The organism is Rhizobium gallicum bv. gallicum R602sp (assembly GCF_000816845.1).
GTDB lineage: Bacteria > Pseudomonadota > Alphaproteobacteria > Rhizobiales > Rhizobiaceae > Rhizobium > Rhizobium gallicum.
Window position 1 is genome coordinate 1,865,473 of the sequence record NZ_CP006880.1, and the last position, 17,735, is coordinate 1,883,207.

Here is a 17,735-nt window from a genome sequence, read left to right on the forward strand (position 1 = left end):
CCGCTCAGCAAGGTTCGGGGGAACTTTTGCGTTCTTTCTCCTATTTAGCAGGTGTAGATTTGTGGAGAAGTCGGCCATGAATGTCAGCGATGAAAGAACCGCTTCTTTATGGGCGCCGATCAAAGTCGCGCCTGACGCCGTTCCACTCCCCCACGATGACCAAGTCGATGTCGTCGTTGTCGGCTCGGGCATTGCCGGCTTGTCAGTGGCCTACGAGCTCGCACTTGCTGGGAAGAAAGTGGCCGTCATCGATCGCGGCCAGATCGGAAGCGGCATGACCGCCCGCACGACCGCGCATCTGACATCGGTATGCGACGACTATTTTTCCGAACTCATCGCTCTGCGGGGGCGTGAGCTGGCGCGGCACTTCCACGAGAGCCAATCTGCCGCGATCGATCGCATCGAAGCGATTCAGGAGATGGAGGCTATCGCGTGCGATTTCAGACGCGTCGATGGGTTTCTGTTTCCGTCGTCTGGAGTGCAGGAAGCTGACCTCGAGCGCGAACTCGATGCCGCACTGCAAATCGGCGCCGCGGTCGAAAGAACCACCGGCTTGCCGTTTGCGGGGTTCTCCGGGGCACCCGCCCTTCGCTATGCCCGTCAGGCCACATTCCACCCGCTCAAATATCTCCGCGGGCTGGCCGTCGGCCTCCGCGCCCGCGGCAGCGTCCTTTACCGGGACACAGTGGTCGAAAAGGTCGAGGAAACTGATGGTGGTGTCCGCGTCGCGACAGCCTCTGGCTTTGTCGTCACTGGAAAATGGGCTGTCGTGGCGACCAATTCGCCGATCAATGACCGCGTCGCCCTCCACACCAAACAAGCGCCCTACCGAACCTATGCGATGTCGTTCGAGATCGGGCGCAATGTTATTCCGGATGGGCTCTACTGGGATACTGAAGACCCTTACCACTACGTGCGTCTGCAGCCGGGCGACGGCGAAACGGACTTTCTCGTCGTCGGCGGCGAAGACCATAAGACCGGCGCGGCCGACGACGGCGACGAGCGGTTCGCAGCTTTGACGTCCTGGACCAGACGTCTAGTGCCCGATCTCGGCGTCGAGACCCATCGATGGTCGGGGCAGGTGATGGAGACCATCGATTACGCCGGTTTCATTGGCCGCAATCCGGGCAACGAGCGGGTGTTCGTGGTGACAGGTGATTCCGGCGAAGGCATGACCCATGGCGTGGTGGCTGCTCTGCTGATCCGAGATCTCATTCTCAGTGGCAACAGCCGTTGGCGGGAACTTTATGAGCCATCCCGCAAGACGCCAAAGGCGATCGGTGACTACCTCGTGGAGAACGCGACAGCGATCAAGAATTTCGTCGAGTATATCGCCCCTGGAGAAATTGATTCCCTTGACAAGTTGCGACCGGGAGAAGGTGCCATCGTCCGCGTGGGCCTCACCAAGATCGCCGCTTTCCGAGACGAAGACGGCACGCTCTACAAACGTTCGGCGTCTTGCACGCACATAGGCTGCCACGTGCATTGGAACTCTCTCGAGCGCTGCTGGGATTGCCCGTGCCACGGTTCGCAATTTGCCGTCGATGGTACCGCCCTGAATGGACCGGCCGTGTCTCCCTTGGCTGATCTCCAATAGGGCTTTACGGCGCGCTCGAAATGCGGGACGCCGCGTCGCTGGTCTGCGTATGCTTGAAGTTGATGTGCAAAGGACCTCCATGGTCGCCGCACTCATGCGTGAAGGTATGATCAACAATCTCACCGATCCCAGGCACCGACTTCATGCACGCTTTCCTGCCGCAGCGCCGTTCTGCGACTTGGGCAATTCAGAAAATTTCCGTTCTTTGGTCTGTGAGCGAGGGCCCTTCAGCGCGTTTTCCCGTCGCCCGGCCTCATTGTCGCTCCAGCCAGAGGCAAGCTGTCTCTTGCGATTGGACCTTGGGGCGTCAGCTTCTCTAGGAGATGGCAAGGATCTCAAGCTCTTGATCACCTACATTGACTATGTCTCCAATAGCTTTGCCCATTAGAGACGTTCCTACAGGGGATGCGAAGGAAATCGACCCGGTCTTCGGATCAGCTTCATCTTCTCCAACGAGGCGATATTTCTGCACGCGCCCGTCGTCGCGACGAAAGGTTACCGTGCTCCCGAACGCAACAATGTCAAATGACATAGGGTCAGGGACTACCTGTGCTGTGCGAATTCTTTCGCTGAAGTAGCGCATGTCACGCAAGGGGATTGCTGCCTGCCGCCGTCGTTCATTCACGTCTTCGATTGTACTTGCGGCATCGTAGGCTTCACGAGCTTTTTGGCGCTGCAAATCCAACGCCTTCAATCCCGCTTCTGTAACCAGGTTCGGGTGAGGTGAAATCGGACGGTCGGGCAGCAGAGTTTCCGAAGCCGTTTCGGCACTTTCTTCCTTGGTGAACGCGGTGCTCAATCTCAGCCTCCGTTTAGACTGGCCAACGACATCGGCGATCCGTCACATGCGCAGATCGATTTTATTTTCGATTTTTCGATGGTCGCGAGCAGATAAGATACCTCTATCCTGGTCCGACGACGAGAGGATTTTTTCCGGATGGTCATATTCCGCATTGCGCCGCCCGCAACGGACATTGCGCGGCCCGTGGATAGCGGCCCTTTCTGAATGGCCGGAGGCTCATTGCCGGGTCGCTGTTCCGGCTCGCGCTGTCACGATCCCGATAGGAGCCAAAAGCTGCCCTGGAGGGTCGCCCAAGGCAGCCAGAGCCTCACGCAACAAGGCTCGGCCGCCACTCGCAGGCCGGGGTTCTCGTGAATGAGCTTTCGAAGGGGCCCACTTTCAGGAGCACGCACATTGCGTCGAAATCGCCGCTCGATACGTTTTCATCGTGCGACTGGATGGTAGTCTACCGAAATCCGGCCGCCTCAAGAATGCGGCATACGTGTTCGGGGTAGTCCGTCGGATCTTTTTCCTGCGTCCGTAACGCAGCGATGACATTAGGAATTTCCCCTCGGCCAAACCACCCCCCAATAGGGAGACAATTATGGGGGGCCGCAACGCGCACTGCGCTCCATTCTGATCGAAATTGAATGATAAACTAAGACCAAAGTCCAGCCACTTTCAGGCTTCGGTCCAATGTTCTTTGCGGCAAGCTTGATCCATGTTGTTGGCGGCCTGACGCGCACGGATTCGGTAAGCCGCGCGAAAGGTCAAGGGCTTTCCCGGTCCGCCGCTGGGAAGGCCCCTTTTTTTCCCAGGGACGCCGGCATCTTTGGCTCGGTCATGGATTCTGGACTTCCATGGATGCTCGGGCTATCTGCTTTCTGTCGTTCGAAAAATTGAATTTAGGAAGCAACCAAAATGATGAAAAAAATCGTTCTTGCCAGTGCATTGGTAGGTACCTTGGCATCCTGTACAGCGACCGAACAAGGCACCGCGATCGGCGCCGGATCCGGCGCCATCATCGGTGGTGTCGTCACCAATAGTTGGGGCGGTGCCGCTGTTGGTGCTGTGGCAGGCGGACTGGTCGGCGCTTTGATCGGACGCTCGACGGAGCATCGTGGCTACTGCATCTATCGTGATCGCTATGGTCGGCGCTATGAGGCCCGTTGCCGTTAAAGCGGACACCGCCAAGAAACTAGAAATAGCCGTCTCCTTTTTTTAATGAGGGGACGGTTTTCCACTCGGCGTGACACTCCCGGCCCTCGATGTCGGGCAAGGAAAGTGGTCTTCGGTATGATCCGGCCTGCTCCCTCAGGGACAGCGAGCCGGCAAAGCAGCCACAGCTTTCGCTCGCCTTTTAGCCAATGCAGCACCCGAGAAACCGGTTTTCCCGCACCATGCGGGCGCAGGCTAAAGCCTGCGTTCGCAAAGAGACGCCATGCGCCATTTCTATCGGGTCATGCTGATGACCGAAAACGCCGCTCTGCTCAGAGGCGCTGTTTTTTCCCTGCACTCTTGCCGTCGGAGCTTTTCGAGCGTTCCTCAAAACGTTCCGCCCCCTTCGCAAGGTCAGAACCCTTTTGGGCTTCGACTTTCTTTTCCTCTTTTGCGGCGCTTTTTCTCAGTCCGCGTGCGGCTTGCCTACCCTTTTCTGTCGGGGCTTGCTCGATACCCATTGTGTTTCCTCCGCGTCTTGCTGCCGCAAGCTCAACGGATAAATTCTGACTTCGTTCCACCGCGCCCCCTTGGCTATCTTATGCGACTGCACGCTAAGAGCGGCCCCGGAGGAATAAGCCGTGATGACCGCCTTGCCCGACAGATCCGGGGCGAAAAGCCAGCATCTGAGCTATAGGGTGGATCGTTATGGCGCTTCGCCGCGCGCAAGCGCGGCTGCCTGTTTGAGGCTGACGCCGTTAACAAGAGGATCGGCATGTCGATGTGCCAGCCGCCATTCGACGCCTTCGCGGCGGTAGACCAACGTAACACGCAGCGGCCAAGCCTGGGATGGCAGGCCGCCGACCTCGACATGGCATCGTTCTATGATCACCAGAACCGCCATGTCGACTGAACAGTAGGTTTCGACCACTTCCTGCTCGAACGTGCCGTTCCTGAAGAAGCGGCCGACTGCCTCCCAGCGCTCATCGGTCATCTGCGAACCGCGCGTGGGTATGCCGCCGAATGGAGACATCAGCACGTAGTCGTCGGTGTGAGGGTTTAACGCACGATATCCGTCGATGTCGCCGCGCATGAGCGCGGCGTTCGCTTCCGCGGATTGTCGGATAAGCTCTGCGATCGCCTCACCGGGACCGCACTCTTCACCACCGTCGAGGGAAGCGCTCAGGGCGATTTGCGAGAATGCGGGGCCGATGCCTTTTGCGTCGAGAATGGGACGTCGCGTGGCTGACATGCGGTTCACTCCAGTCCGTTTCCACCAGTGCGGGGCAACCGTATGCCGCCTCGCCCACTCAGGAGAGCACTTCAAGGATCCTGAATCTAATGATATTATTTCACCGACATGCTGAAACTGGTTGACCTATCGCGCACAGACCTCAACCTTCTCGTCCTCTTCGAGGTCGTGCTGGACGAACGGCATGTCGGTCGGGCCGCCGATCGGCTGAAGCTCTCGCCTTCGGCGGTCAGCCACGGACTAGGCCGACTGCGCCGGCTTCTGAACGACCCGCTATTTCTTAAAACGCCCAAGGGTGTCGTGCCGACGGCGCGCGCGGTGGAGCTTTCGGCGCCAATCGCAGAGCTCCTCGCCCGGGTAAGGAGCGTCATTTCGACAGCGGAACCGTTCGATCCCGCGAGCTCCGCGCGCCGGTTCACGATCGGCGCTCCCGACGGCGTCTCGGCGGTGTTCCTGCCCCCGCTTCTCGACGAGCTGCGGCGTACCGCACCCAGTATCGACCTCGGCGTGCGTCAACTGCTTCCCGTTCCGGGAGAAACGTCCCCCGAGCGCGCATGGCGCAACGCCTTCACTGATCTGGAGGATCGCGCGATGGACATCGCAGTCGTCCCCTCTGATCACATCCCAGCGCGCTTTCATTCACGCGGCCTCTACGAGGAGGATTTTGTCGTCGCAATGCGCGCCGGACACCCGTTCGCAGTTGATCCTACTCCGGAGCGATATTGCGAGATGCAGCATCTGGTGGTCTCACTCACCGGCGATCCTCATGGCTTCGTCGATGAAGCTTTGGCGAAGCAAGGCTATTCACGGCGCGTTGCACTGACGGTTCCAAATTTTATGTTCGCGCTCGCTGCCATTGCCGAGACCGACCTGATCTCTGCACTGCCAAGGCGGTTTGTCGCAATCCATGCGGCACACTTCGGAGTCGTCACTGTCGAAGCTCCTCTGCCACTCCCGCGCTTCCGGCTCAATGCTGTCGCGCCCAAAGTCGCGATGATGGACACCGGCCTGGCGTGGCTTTTCGGGATCCTTGGAAAAGGGGCAGCCGTCCGCATCGAAGCAGGATAGGCATCCACCTCGACAAATTCCAATGCCGCAAGGTTCGAGACCTCGCAAGACTAAAAGACGGCCTTAACGTCTGCACATCCAAACGAAAAGTATAGTAGTTTCGTTGGTTGGAAAATTGCCGGACTTTCTGCAAATCATTGATTTCTCACACTTTCCAAACACCTCTTCTACCACCCATGAATCCAGGCCTTTAGACTCTGATCGTGGTATCGGAATAAAGCCTTCGTTGAGGTTCGGAGGTCTTTGCTCTTGGCCGTTCAGGGAGTGCTAGGGAACCGATAGGGTCAACAAAAAGGCTTACCAAACGGAACCGAAAGGCAACCAAGAACGAACCAGAAGGGATAGCTTTTTAGTCCATGCTAACTGACCTAATGTGGTCCGAGGGCGTTTGGTGTGTTCATTATGCGCAGCTGACCGTCCAACTTTCACGCCATAGAAGGGATACGGGCAAAGGGGCAGGACATGACAGACATTCATTCTACGAGCGTTGTTGATGTCATTCTCCGGAAGGACCGGCTCTCGGTCATATCCATTCTGTTCGTTGCGGGCTCTATCGCTCTTTCCTTGTGGGGGCATGGCAGGAACGAGCCGGGTGAGGGTAACGCGGTCCTATCGATTGCGCCTAAGGCGTCGATAAGCGCACCATGACAAAGTTCTAGCGTGCATCATTCAGCTCGTTCGAAGTGTCCAATTCTTGTAGCGGAAACCCCGGTGTAGCTTATAAGCGGAATTCTATGCCCAGACTCGGACCGTGTTCGACGACGTCGAAGACGATTCCATCGTTTTCGTAGTTCACGCCCAGCGCACGGTAGTCCGCGACTGCCGAGATGGCATCTTTGAATTTGTAGCCGACCCCCAAGGCCACACCCAGTCAACGTCCTCCACCGACGAGCCCCCATCCCGTGAGATGGATTGAAGAAGTAGTTGCCCCTGATGCCGACCACGACGTCCAGGTGGCCCTGTTTGATCTTCGAGAACCGAGGGTTCGAAAGCAAAGGCTGGCGAAGCGGAGGGCCAAGGAGGGCAAAGCCATGTCCGACTGCCCGGCGGGACAAAAAACCGACCGCATTCTCAATGGCGGTCACGGCTTTCGGGTCGCGGTGCTGGTGAACGACTTCGAGAGCTATGGACGATCCCGCGGGTCCGCCCCCCGTTGATCTAATATCGAAGCCAGCTGATTGAGAGAAGCTCTTCAGGCTGGTCGGCTCCATGATGACACCGGCGGACGGGTCGAGATTTTGGCCCATTCGGCTGGATTGGCAGAGAGTGGACGCGACGATCGAGCACACAGGGCTTCATTGTCGAAGAGGGCGCGCGTTGGTGGTCGGGCGTGCCCAATAACGCCGCAACCGCTGCTTCATCCATTGGTGGGATGGATTGTCGAGCGCGTAGTAACATGCCAGCCCAACGGCGATGCAGGCAACGAAGACGACGGCGAAAACGCTCAGCTGCTGGCTAAGCGACGCGTCCTTAGGCTCAAACCCGATTTTGTCAAAGATGTACCCACAGTAAGCAATGGTGATCACATGCGAGAGGTAGAGCGCATAGGAAGCATCGCCGATGTAACGAAGAAACTCGACCTTCCGTTGTCTTCGGTTGCGCTCGCAAGAAAGTGCGCCAACCAACAGGAGTGCTGCGGGTAATCCCCACATTAAGACTCTTCGAGATCCGCCCACGGGCGGTCCCACCCAGAACGAAAGCCCGATACCTGCCACGCCCAATCCAATAAAAAGCATGTCCGCGTTTTTTGGAAGAGCCCTGCCGGAGAGGTACCAGACGGCGATGAATATGCCCGCGAAAAACTCCAACAGCAATGGCGAGGCGACCACTCTTAGAGAGGCGACTTCGCTGGAGAGAAATCGTGCGAACATCAAAGTTCCCAGGGTCACCGTGAGATAGGTTAAGCGATGCCTCTCCTTTAGCGCCAACCCATACGCGAAAATGAGATAGAAGTACATTTCTATGTTGAGCGTCCACCCCACCGCAAGTGCTGGTCCATCAGCTCCGTTCCGGGCGGAATAAGGAATAAACAGCAGCGATTTCGCAAGCTCAGAAACAGTCGGGGACGCCTCATCAAATGACCCCGGCGACAAACTCGCCCCAACCGCAAATATTATGGTGAAGAGCCAGTAGAGCGGGACGATCTTGATAATGCGATGCGAAAGAAACTCGGCTGGCCTCACATGTTTCCCGGCGGTCACCGACCACATAATGAAGCCGCTGACGACGAAAAACAAATCGACACCAGCCGCGAGCGGCCGCCACTGCCACCCGAAGATGAAACCAATGTGATAGACGGCAACCGACGTTGCGGCAAACGCTCTGAGATATTGAACCGGGTAGATCATGTCACCTGGTGCGCTGAACCTCGCATTGCTCATTGTCCCCCTCCTTCCGAAAGTCGCTGTTCGTCGATAGCCTTCACTCGTCGATCTGCCAGCTCAGCTGGCGTAGCGTTCGCCAACTTCCTGCCGTTTTGAAGAGGTTCGTGAATGAAGAGGCTGGTTATCTGCGCCTCAAATGGCCAATGCGAAGCCGAAAGGCCGTTCGATATCATAGTCAGCCGTTTTGTTCGTTGGGTGGGCTCTCTTGTAAAACGGGCTCCCGCGAAAGCCCCAAGGCCTTGAAATGATTGACGCGCTGGAGGGAATTTTTCAGAAGCATTGCCGGAACATTGTTTTCCAGCGTCGGCGTCCCCCGCCAGTGAAGTATGTCGACTACAGTCAGCCGGGTGTTTTGAGTGAGCTGCCAAAGAGATTGAGATCGGACTGACAGAGCCTCGTTCATGCACCGACCGGTGCCGTCCTGAAAGCGGCAGAAGAAAACTAGAGAGCGCCGCAACGACAGCAATCAGCGTGATAGTCCTTCTTCTCAAGCCAAGTTTCAACTTGTCACACCACACATTCGGCACTCTGCAAGCAGGAAAGAGAATGGTAGCGAATCCAAGACTTTCTTATAACTCGTCTAAAGTGACTACTCGGCGCTGACCTGCCTCATAAATTCGGGTATCAACTTAAGCGAAAATAGGTCGGGCGGCACTCGATCGATTGATCAAGGATATGTGCAGCCGTCAGGAGACAACCGCAGTCGAAGTCGGCCTGGGGACGAGCATGATCGAGCCCACGACATGGCAACACGCTGTTGCTTGATCGGGTTGAGGGTGTGCAGGCTCTCCATCCCGACTATATCCGTCGCCTTCCTATTGTCACACCGCGCTTAGATATCGCTATTCGTTCGTTTCTACAAAAGGTTGGATAGCACCCTCGATCGTGCCCTATTCGGCGACCAGGGGAAAAGGAAAGATGCCGAGGGGCATTCGCCCCGCGCGAAAGCTTGTCGATAGAGTCTCACCTGGGACTGGTTGACACGCATTCGACCTAATCGCTGGCGAGATGGGCGACGTATCGCACTGTCAAATCCCGCTGGGCCCTGGGGGTGTCGATCCTCCAGCCACGATGGGCGACAAAGACCATGCTGGGGCAGCCCCGCAGCCGGGGTACTACCGAATGCGAACCTTCAACGACCGGCGCGAGCGTTCGAGCAGGAATTGGCGAACCGGCGAGATCTAGTGCACAAGTGCAAAAATTAGCGTCTTGTGGTATTGTGCCGAGCTGTTGTCGGTGGCCAAATTCACGAGAACCTGCGTCATGATGACAATGACGATTTTGTTCCTCACTGTATCGTTTGCTGTCGCGTGGGGCGACATCGGCCATTCCGAACAGTTTCTGCGCAACGTCCAACGAGAAGCGGGCAAAGCACAAAGCGACGTGCCAAGTATCTTCGGCCGCTTCGGCTGGGAGATCGGGGATATTGGAAAGGAACTGAATCGCGTTCGCTCGCAAGCACAAGTCTTGACCGCAGCTGCGGCATTGGAGCAATGGATCATCGCATCGCGAAATAGTGCCCGTTCCAGTGGTGTGATGCCAATGCCGCCGGCGCTTCGTCAAGCGCTCGGAAACTTTTATGACGAGCAGATCTATGACATGGTGGCTTTCAAAATTGGTGGTAGCGCCCCCCTGAACCTCGCAGACCTGGCCATGCGATATGGCGATGCAGACGCGGTGACATTGATCGACACCGTAATTTTCAAAGATGAAGTTGGAGCAAACGATCTTGGGCTATGGGTTCACGAGCTTAAGCATGTTCAGCAGTTTCGGGACTGGGGAACGCGTAGTTTTTTCATACGGTATTTGAGCGACTGGAAATCTGTTGAGGACGAGGCATACGCCGCCACTGACCGATTCAATTCGATCCAGCAGAGGACAGCGCCACAGACCCGTTAGCCCAACGTCATTCAGCCGACGCCCACTGTACCTCAAGCCGTACAGCCTCGGGCCGAATGCGGTCGGTTGTAGGATAGGGCGTCGGTATACCGGCGCCTCGGCCGATGCCTTGCGCTCACCCATCCGAGCCACTGCACGGCGGCTTGTCGCCGCCTAGCTGCGCGACGCGCGATTTGTCCGCCATCGCTTCGGATGTACGCGGACTTGTTTCGACGCATTACTCAATCGAAATACACGATTAGCGATGACGATCTGCAATGGCTTGACACGCGTTGAAGCGCCTATGGTTCAAGACTGGCCGTAAGTGGAGTGGCCGTATGGTTCATTGTTTCCCAAGGACTAGGTCCGAGCTGCATATTCAACAATGCAATCCTTCGCCGGTCCGTTCCCACATGTCCGAACCTCGCAAATCCGAAGGGCGCTCGACCCTTTCGGGGAGCGCCCTTCGCCGACCCGGACAGCTTCAAACGCGCGACAAGATCGCTGCAGGATGCCATCACATTTGGGTGGTAGACCCCATATGTGTCGTCGAAAGGAGAATTCAATAGGTCGAAGGCTACCAATCAGGTTTCACATCGCCGGTCATGTGGTGATGAACGTCCAGACATGCCACCCAGGTGGCATCTTCAGTGAAGCAAGAGGCGGTTCCTTCAAACAAATCACCGGTGAGGGTCGAAGCAGGTGAAAGCTGTGGTTGTGCGAATTGTCTCCGCTCGATCCCGCAAGCGGTGCCGATCATCGCCGCCAAAATGTCGAAGACGGGATTTGGTCGCCGATTGGGAGCGCATGTATTGTCGGATGTTCTCGACCGGTTCAGTTCGCGCGAGAGGGCAGAAAGCGCGAGCCCATAGGTGGACATGACGGCTGCTCTTGCAATGCGCAGCTGCATGCGGGGCGGCATCTGCTCGGCTTAAACCGTCAAACACCGCCGCGAGCGACCCGGCTACCCTGCTGCGCCCGGTAAGGCTTAGTAACCGGTCTGGGGAAGTAGCCTATACCGCTTCAGGGATGCGAGCGATAACCTTGATTTCGAAATCAAAACCGGAGAGCCAGTTCACACCGATTGCCGTCCAGTTGGGATAAGGCGGACTGCTGAAGATCTGGTTCTTGACGGCCATGATGGTCTCGAACTGGTTTTCGGGATCTGTGTGGAACGTGGTTACATCGATAATATCGTCGAAGGTGCAGCTTGCCGCTTTCAGTGTTGCCCTCAGGTTGTCGAAGGCCAGTTCGACCTGACGCCCGAAATCAGGTTCGGGAGTCCCATCGGAACGACTGCCGACCTGCCCGGAGACGAAGAGGAGGTCGCCGGAGCGGATCGCGGCTGAATAGCCGTGTGCTTGGTAAAGTGCATGCCTATCGGCGGGAAAAATTGCGTCACGTTGCGTCATGTGTCGATCTCTCTTCATCTTGGTGGGTGGCACTTGATGAGCAAAACGCTGCTTGGGGAGCTTCACAGGCTTTCGCATCATTGATATACGCCACGTATGTCAACTATCAAACATACGCCTCGTATGTCAATACATATACGTCACGTATGCGAAAAGCGGGAGTCATGATGATGATAAAGCGACGCGTCGAGATGATGGAAGAGACCCGCGCAAAGCTGGTTGCTGCTGCGCGAAAGGCATTTGCCGAAAAAGGCTATGCTGGCGCCTCCATGGACGAGTTGACCGCCGAGGTCGGCCTCACTCGGGGAGCGCTTTATCACAACTTCGGGGACAAGCGTGGCCTTTTGGCTGCCGTCGTCAACCAGATAGACGCTGAAATGGCCTCGCGAGCGCAGGAGATCGGCGGTCGAGCGGAAAACGCCTGGGAAGGGCTGCTTACTGAGGGTACGGCCTATATCGAAATGGCGCTCGATCCCGAAGTGCAGCGGATCGTTCTGCTCGACGGGCCAGCGGTCCTCGGAGATCCATCGCAATGGCCTAGTCAGAGCAACTGCTTGCAGGCGACAAAGCAGACGGTAAAGCGGCTGATCGCGCAAGGGATCTTGAAGCCAGTGGATGCAGAGGCGGCCGCCCGGCTTCTGAATGGCGCCGCGCTCAATGCGGCTCTCTGGATTGCGGCCAGCGAAGATCCGAAGGATGTCTTCCCGAAGGCCGCCCAGGCCTTCCGTTACCTGGCCACGGGTCTGCTTGCAAATTGATGATCTCATCCACCCTGCCACGCGCCGCGATCGTGCGCCGGCCCCGACAAAGAAAGTCCCTCGTAGCGCCCTCCCGCCAGTCGCTCGACCCTTGGCGTCGGGTGCTCTCCACGCCCCGCAAGCGCATGAACCGCGATCACGCAACCGCACGGCAGCAGGAAATGCGCAATGTCTTCGTTACATTTTTGCTTCAATGCAACCGCAACACCTGCCCTGCCCGCAGAAGCCAAGGATGGGAAGGACAGGGCAGGTGCGGGATTGTCGAGCGGACTGTGACGTCGGAGCGTGACCCCTTCGCCGAGAAATCACGATCAAGCCGCCAAGGAACCTAATCTGCGCCGGTTGGCATAATAAGTAAGGTGGCGAATTGCCTCGGTGAAAGGAGTTCCTTGCCGCCTGCGCCCCTTCGATATCGTGAAAGCAGCACGGATGACTTTTTTGTGACCCGCTGTCGGATCGGATCCTCCTCCAACGTCCTTTGAATGCGACGACGAATTCAATGATGGGAGGAGAATGAACATGCTGACTGTCGCGGGCCATTACAGCGTTCCAGCGATCGGCCGAGGACTGGCGTGCAGTTCCAACTTGGAAATGTCCAGAAAAACCACATCGGTCACTCGGGGCCTCCGCTCTGACAGCTTAAGTGGCCGAAACGTTCTGCTTCCCGCCCCCTACGCACTTGTCAACGCCGTGACGCTGTCTGTTTGAAACTGGAGGAAATCAAGATGATGAAACTATATGGATTAGGTCCGACGCGCTCGCTTCGCGCACTTTGGGCCCTTCAAGAGCTCGACGCGGAATTCGAGTTTGTTCCCGTCAACCTCCTGGCTGGCGAAAACCGTCGCCCCGACTTCCTGCGCCTCAATCCCGCCGGAAAACTCCCGGTGCTGGTTGACGGTGACCTTGTACTTACAGAATCCGCCGCGATCGTCATGTATTTAGCAGAAAAGTATGACGCCAAAGAGCTCATGCCCGCCGACTTAAGGGAACGGGCGCGGGCGTACCGCTGGTCTATGTTTGCGGTCACCGAACTTGAACAGCCGCTGTGGCGGATCGCCAAGCACGCCTTTATATACCCCGAAGACAAACGACTGCCGCAAGACATAGCTCTCGCCAGAGAGGAGTTTATGGCGATGGCGGCAATACTTGAGCGTCACATGGATGGGCGTGAGTTCATCGTCGGCGATAAAATTACCATCGCTGATTGCGTCACCGCCTATGTTGTCGATTGGGGCAATGAAAATGGGCTGGTTGACGGCTGTCCAAATCTCAAAGCCTATCTTGAGCGGATGTACGCGCGCCCCAAGGCGCCGCAGCGCATCGCCGAAGCCCTCGCAAACCTCCAACCTGTTGCCTGATCGAGATCTTCGGAAGTGCGCTCCGTGACAGGCGATGCCTGCCTGCTACCCGAAGCACGCACCGAGAAACTGCGAACCTTCTTGCGCAGCCGGCTTGCCGATCTGAGGTAACCAACGGTCGCGTCGTCTATTCTCGGTGATGTTCGATTGAGGGGGCGCAGGCAAGGAGGTGAAATCCGGTCACCGCTGCCGTGACTTGAAGAATACGACGAGGGCTCGTCCAAAAGGTTCAAAAATGGCGAGCCCTGTCGCACCTCGTGCCGCGGGAGCTCATCTCAATCCCCGCTGCACTTGGAATCACGGTCTTTGTGTCCCTGTGAAAAAATGATGCCAAAAGTCAGCTCGGGGGCAAACTAGCTAAAAAGGATTAGTACGGTAGCACATCTTCAGCGCAGGTGCCGCCGAGAAGGAAAATGCCTCTTTCTCAGGCATCGACAATCTCCATTGTCGTGGCTCCATCAAGGCGTTCGAGCGGCAGCGTTTCGGCAATGACAGTGACGGGTGCGCGTCCCCATATCGCCGATTGACCAGCTGCCATCTTGGTCGCGTCTGGCGTAATATTGCGGGCTTATTCGAATTATCACTTTGGTCTCTGTTTTTCGGTGAGCTGAATCGCGGTCACGTCAATGTTCTCATCGCCGGCGATGCTGGCCATTAGCCGATCCAGGCTTTGTTCGTTGGTGACACCGTGCTGATAGAAATAGATGATCTGGCTTGCGAGTTGGTCGCGCTCAGCGTCGCCCGTTATGTGATGGGTAGTACAGATGCGATCGAAGATTCTCTTGCAGATTTCAACATCGTCGTTCTGTAAGGGCATTTCACGGGCAGAGAAATGGTCTCTGGTCATGGTTGGTTTCCTCAATACTCCCTAAGAAGCCAACAGAAACCCCGCCAAAAGCGGGGTAAGGTATCTCACGATGTTATTGCGACAAGGGCTCGTCTAGAGAGGGGTCGAAGGCGAGCCCAAGCCATCAGTCTAGTGCCCAAGGGATAATCCCACTGCACTAGGGCGCACGTCGACTTCAGCGACTGGAGGAAGCTGAAAAAACCGTGCAATCGACAACGCGCACGAGAAGGAAAAGTTCCCCGGTATTCGGCGCATGCTCCGGGCAGTTTCTCAACATCGAGCGCGGGTTAACATCGACGCCCGTATGACGTCTCTGGGCTGACCGTGGCAAACGGGTTTAGCGAACTGGTCGCAAGACCTGTCTTGCCAGATCGATGAAGGCGCGCAGCTTCGGTTGGGCTTGAGTGCGCTGCGGAAAGTAAAGGAAAAGACCAGGCGTCGTCGGCAGGAACTGCTCAAGCACACGAACAAGCTGGCCGGCGCGCAATTCCGCGTCTACGGCGATATCGGCGACATAGGCGAGGCCAAGGCCGGCCCGTGCCCAGGAGACGAGCAGCGCACCGTCGTTGACGATCAGGCTACCCGGCGGGTCCACGGAGAAGCTCCGGCCGTCGCGTTCGAACTCCCACCTGTAGAGCGCGCCCGAATTCGGAAAGCGATACCGAATTGCCTCATGGCCCGCCAGGTCCTGTGGTGCCTCCGGTCGGCCGCGAGCGGCGAGATATGCGGGGCTCGCCACGACCGCCCAGGTAATGTCCCGGGAAAGACGCACCGCGACCATGTCACGCTCGACATACTCGCCGATGCGGATGCCGGCATCGAAACTGCGTGCGGACAGGTCGACTGTCGCATCCTCGACCGCCACCTCGACTGCGATCCTCGGATACTCGCGCCTCAACGCGGGAACGACAGGCTCCATAACCAATGGCACCGCCATGCGCGGCACTGTGAGGCGCAACAATCCCGACGGTTCGTGCACCGAGGCGGCGTCCTCGACAGCGGCGATGATTTCGGCGGCCGCAGGAGCGGTGCGCGCCAGCAGAGCCGCGCCGGCTTCCGTCAGGCCGACGCGACGTGTCGTGCGGATGAACAAAGGCGTCCCAAGCTTTTCTTCGAGGGACTTCACCGCCTGGCTTACGGCAGCTGGCGACACACCCAGTCGGGCGGCCGCTGCGGTGAAGCTGCCGGCCGCCGCCGCCGCAAGGAAAGCTGGGAGGCCAAAGAATGGATCCGATCGCAAGCTCATGTGTCGATTATTAACCCATGCTTTAAAATCCTGAAAGGAGATCGGGATTTTTCCCGGCAATTTCCTCGGTTAGGCTCTCCCCATCGACATTAGAGGAGATAGGACATGACCGACGCAATTACATCCGACAAAATGGTTCTGCCACGCCGCGACATTCTCACTGGCATGCTTGTTGCTGGCGCAACGGTTGGCGCGGGGTTCGCCGCTAAACCGGCAGGGGCGCAGGCTCCTGGTGTCCTCCAGGGTAAGGTCGCAATCGTTACCGGGGGAACGTCTGGCATCGGCGCGGCGACCGCCGGCGTCCTAGCTCAGGCCGGAGCCAAGGTTGCGTTCAACGGCCGGCGAGAAGCACTCGGGCGCGAAGTTGAGGGGCGGATTCGGGCCACTGGCGGCGAGGTCGTCTATATCAAATCCGACGTGCGCGACGCCCATCAGGTCGAGCGTTTCGTAGCTGAAACAGTCGAGCGTTACGGCCGCCTCGACATTGCCTTCAACAATGCTGGCATCGACCTGCCGCCAGCGCCAATTGCCGATACCGATATTGCCGGCTTCGATGATCAGATTGCGACGAACCTGCGCGGTGTCTTCATCGCAATGAAATACGAGCTGCCCCATCTCGTCCGCTCCGAAGGGGTGATGATCAACATGTCTTCGATCGGCGGCCGACATGCCTTTCCAAATATCGTCGCCTACGGAGCTTCAAAGGCTGCCGTCATCCACATGACTCGCGCCGCCGCACAAGAGTACGGACGGCACGTACGCATCAACGCCATCGCGCCTGGAGCGATCGAGACGCCGATGCTCGAGCGGGTGCGGCGCGACTGGAAAGTGACGACCGAACAACTTGTTGGCCCCTACCCCATGCGGCGCGCCGGCACGCCGGAGGAGGTTGCGTCCCTGGTCGTTTTCCTCGCCAGCGATGCCAGTTCCTATATAAGCGGGCACGTCATCGGGATCGACGGCGGGGATCTTGCTTAGTTTTCTGGCTCCGAAAGCGGGCCTCACCAATCCCCACGGGCCATGTTAAGTTATGACGTTGGGATATTGAGGGTGAACGTTTGGTCGAACCTATTTCGCAAGAGCAATTTTCGGCGCTGAAGCGGAACGCCGTTCTTTCGAATGGGCTTCGGCTTGCCTATGTCGAGATGGGCGACCCCGACGGCGTGCCGATCCTCCTGCTCCACGGATTTACCGACAGCGCCAGAAGTTGGAGCCTCGCCGCGCCATATCTCGAAGGCTTTCGCGTGATTGCGCCGGACCTGCGCGGCCACGGGCATTCTGACAAACCTGAGGGCTGCTACACGATACCCGAGATGGCAACTGATGTCCGGCTCCTCATAGAGATGCTGGGTCTTGTGCCAACCCACGTGGTCGGCCATTCGCTTGGTGGGCGGCTTGCGCAAGCGGTCGCCGAGCGCTGGCCTCGTCTCGTTCTCAAAATCGTTCTCTTATCGACCTCAGCCGCGCTGCGCGAACGTCGGGGGTGGTTGTGGGAAAACATCAAGATGCTCCGCGATCCGATCGATCCAGAATGCGCATTCATGCGGGAATGGTGTGCTGGAAAACCTCCGGCCGACGAGAATTTTCTTGCCCATGCTCGACGCGAAAGCGCCGCGTTGCCGTCACGCATCTGGCATTCGATTTACTACGAGCAGCTTGCCTATGACCCCTTGCCACTTCTCCAGGATATTTCCGCACCGACCCTCATCCTGCGAGGCGAGGAGGATATGATCGCGACGAAGGAACATCAGGCCCAGATGCTTGAAGCGATCGCTGGCGCGGAGCTCATTTCTCTTCCCGGCCACGGCCACAACCTCCACTGGGAAGCCCCTGAAAGAGTGGCCGGCTTAGTTCGGACTTTTCTGGAACGCCCGTGGTAAGCCGGAACTGAGTTGGATTAAGCCCCTTGTGACGGATTCCCTCGGGAGCCTCAATCCGCGCAAGCTGTGTCAGAGGAATGCACGACCTCCCGACCTACGCCTCATTTCTAGGTGCT

Annotated in this window: 16 protein-coding genes and 1 pseudogene; 8 read left to right on the forward strand and 9 right to left on the reverse strand. The window is 57.7% G+C overall.

The genetic code is table 11. The features are described 5' to 3' along the window. Positions 1-76 precede the first annotated feature (76 nt). Positions 77-1,597: an FAD-dependent oxidoreductase gene (locus tag RGR602_RS31865; protein WP_040115937.1), complete on the forward strand. Its 1,521-nt coding sequence runs from the start codon at positions 77-79 to the stop codon at positions 1,595-1,597. A gap of 316 nt (positions 1,598-1,913) precedes the next feature. On the opposite strand, the gene greA is transcribed toward RGR602_RS31865, so the two are convergent. After that, positions 1,914-2,396, reverse strand: coding sequence for a transcription elongation factor GreA (gene greA / locus RGR602_RS31870; RefSeq protein WP_040115938.1), 483 nt, complete (start codon positions 2,394-2,396; stop codon positions 1,914-1,916). Between the two features lie 903 nt (positions 2,397-3,299). On the opposite strand from greA, the gene RGR602_RS31880 reads away from it, so the two are divergent. After that, complete coding sequence (locus RGR602_RS31880; RefSeq protein ID WP_022718096.1) at positions 3,300-3,557, forward strand: YMGG-like glycine zipper-containing protein; 258 nt, start codon at positions 3,300-3,302, stop codon at positions 3,555-3,557. Between the two features lie 311 nt (positions 3,558-3,868). Here RGR602_RS31880 and RGR602_RS31885 read toward each other — a convergent pair whose 3' ends face one another. Beyond that, positions 3,869-4,057 carry a hypothetical protein gene (locus tag RGR602_RS31885; protein ID WP_040115940.1) on the reverse strand — a complete coding sequence of 63 codons (189 nt, stop codon included), beginning with the start codon at positions 4,055-4,057 and terminating at the stop codon, positions 3,869-3,871. A gap of 185 nt (positions 4,058-4,242) precedes the next feature. Continuing rightward, positions 4,243-4,788: a YybH family protein gene (locus tag RGR602_RS31890; RefSeq protein WP_082046742.1), complete on the reverse strand. Its 546-nt coding sequence runs from the start codon at positions 4,786-4,788 to the stop codon at positions 4,243-4,245. A 108-nt stretch (positions 4,789-4,896) separates the two neighbouring features. Here RGR602_RS31890 and RGR602_RS31895 point away from each other — a divergent pair, with 108 nt between their 5' ends. Further along, on the forward strand, positions 4,897-5,856 hold the full coding sequence (locus RGR602_RS31895; RefSeq protein WP_040115941.1) for a LysR family transcriptional regulator: 960 nt from the start codon (positions 4,897-4,899) through the stop codon (positions 5,854-5,856). A 718-nt stretch (positions 5,857-6,574) separates the two neighbouring features. Here RGR602_RS31895 and RGR602_RS39010 read toward each other — a convergent pair. Continuing rightward, positions 6,575-6,809, reverse strand: a pseudogene (locus RGR602_RS39010) (hypothetical protein); the annotation flags it as partial. Positions 6,810-7,151: 342 nt separating this feature from the next. After that, positions 7,152-8,237 (reverse strand): acyltransferase family protein, encoded by a 1,086-nt coding sequence (locus RGR602_RS31905; RefSeq protein WP_052451857.1) that lies wholly within the window; start codon positions 8,235-8,237, stop codon positions 7,152-7,154. Positions 8,238-9,503: 1,266 nt separating this feature from the next. Here RGR602_RS31905 and RGR602_RS35075 point away from each other — a divergent pair. Continuing rightward, complete coding sequence (locus tag RGR602_RS35075) at positions 9,504-10,139, forward strand: eCIS core domain-containing protein (RefSeq protein ID WP_052451858.1); 636 nt, start codon at positions 9,504-9,506, stop codon at positions 10,137-10,139. A gap of 556 nt (positions 10,140-10,695) precedes the next feature. On the opposite strand, the gene RGR602_RS31915 is transcribed toward RGR602_RS35075, so the two are convergent. Together RGR602_RS31915 and RGR602_RS31920 are read right to left on the reverse strand one after the other, a co-directional pair. Then, positions 10,696-11,028, reverse strand: coding sequence for a hypothetical protein (locus RGR602_RS31915; RefSeq protein WP_040115943.1), 333 nt, complete (start codon positions 11,026-11,028; stop codon positions 10,696-10,698). A gap of 103 nt (positions 11,029-11,131) precedes the next feature. Beyond that, positions 11,132-11,530, reverse strand: a complete 399-nt coding sequence (locus RGR602_RS31920) for a RidA family protein (RefSeq protein WP_040115944.1) — start codon at positions 11,528-11,530, stop codon at positions 11,132-11,134. Positions 11,531-11,700: 170 nt separating this feature from the next. On the opposite strand from RGR602_RS31920, the gene RGR602_RS31925 reads away from it, so the two are divergent. Together RGR602_RS31925 and RGR602_RS31930 are read left to right on the forward strand one after the other, a co-directional pair. Beyond that, complete coding sequence (locus RGR602_RS31925) at positions 11,701-12,288, forward strand: TetR/AcrR family transcriptional regulator (protein WP_040116667.1); 588 nt, start codon at positions 11,701-11,703, stop codon at positions 12,286-12,288. Positions 12,289-13,013: 725 nt separating this feature from the next. Next, positions 13,014-13,646, forward strand: a complete 633-nt coding sequence (locus tag RGR602_RS31930) for a glutathione S-transferase family protein (RefSeq protein WP_082046743.1) — start codon at positions 13,014-13,016, stop codon at positions 13,644-13,646. A gap of 580 nt (positions 13,647-14,226) precedes the next feature. On the opposite strand, the gene RGR602_RS31935 is transcribed toward RGR602_RS31930, so the two are convergent. Both RGR602_RS31935 and RGR602_RS31940 read right to left on the reverse strand, forming a co-directional pair. Further along, on the reverse strand, positions 14,227-14,493 hold the full coding sequence (locus RGR602_RS31935) for a hypothetical protein (protein WP_052451860.1): 267 nt from the start codon (positions 14,491-14,493) through the stop codon (positions 14,227-14,229). A 337-nt stretch (positions 14,494-14,830) separates the two neighbouring features. Next, entirely contained in the window at positions 14,831-15,739 is a 909-nt protein-coding gene (locus tag RGR602_RS31940; RefSeq protein WP_040115945.1) for a LysR family transcriptional regulator, read from the reverse strand. A 105-nt stretch (positions 15,740-15,844) separates the two neighbouring features. On the opposite strand from RGR602_RS31940, the gene RGR602_RS31945 reads away from it, so the two are divergent. Then, complete coding sequence (locus RGR602_RS31945) at positions 15,845-16,717, forward strand: SDR family NAD(P)-dependent oxidoreductase (RefSeq protein WP_052451862.1); 873 nt, start codon at positions 15,845-15,847, stop codon at positions 16,715-16,717. 80 nt (positions 16,718-16,797) lie between these two features. After that, positions 16,798-17,619, forward strand: a complete 822-nt coding sequence (locus RGR602_RS31950; RefSeq protein ID WP_040115946.1) for an alpha/beta fold hydrolase — start codon at positions 16,798-16,800, stop codon at positions 17,617-17,619. The last annotated feature ends 116 nt before the right edge of the window (positions 17,620-17,735 follow it).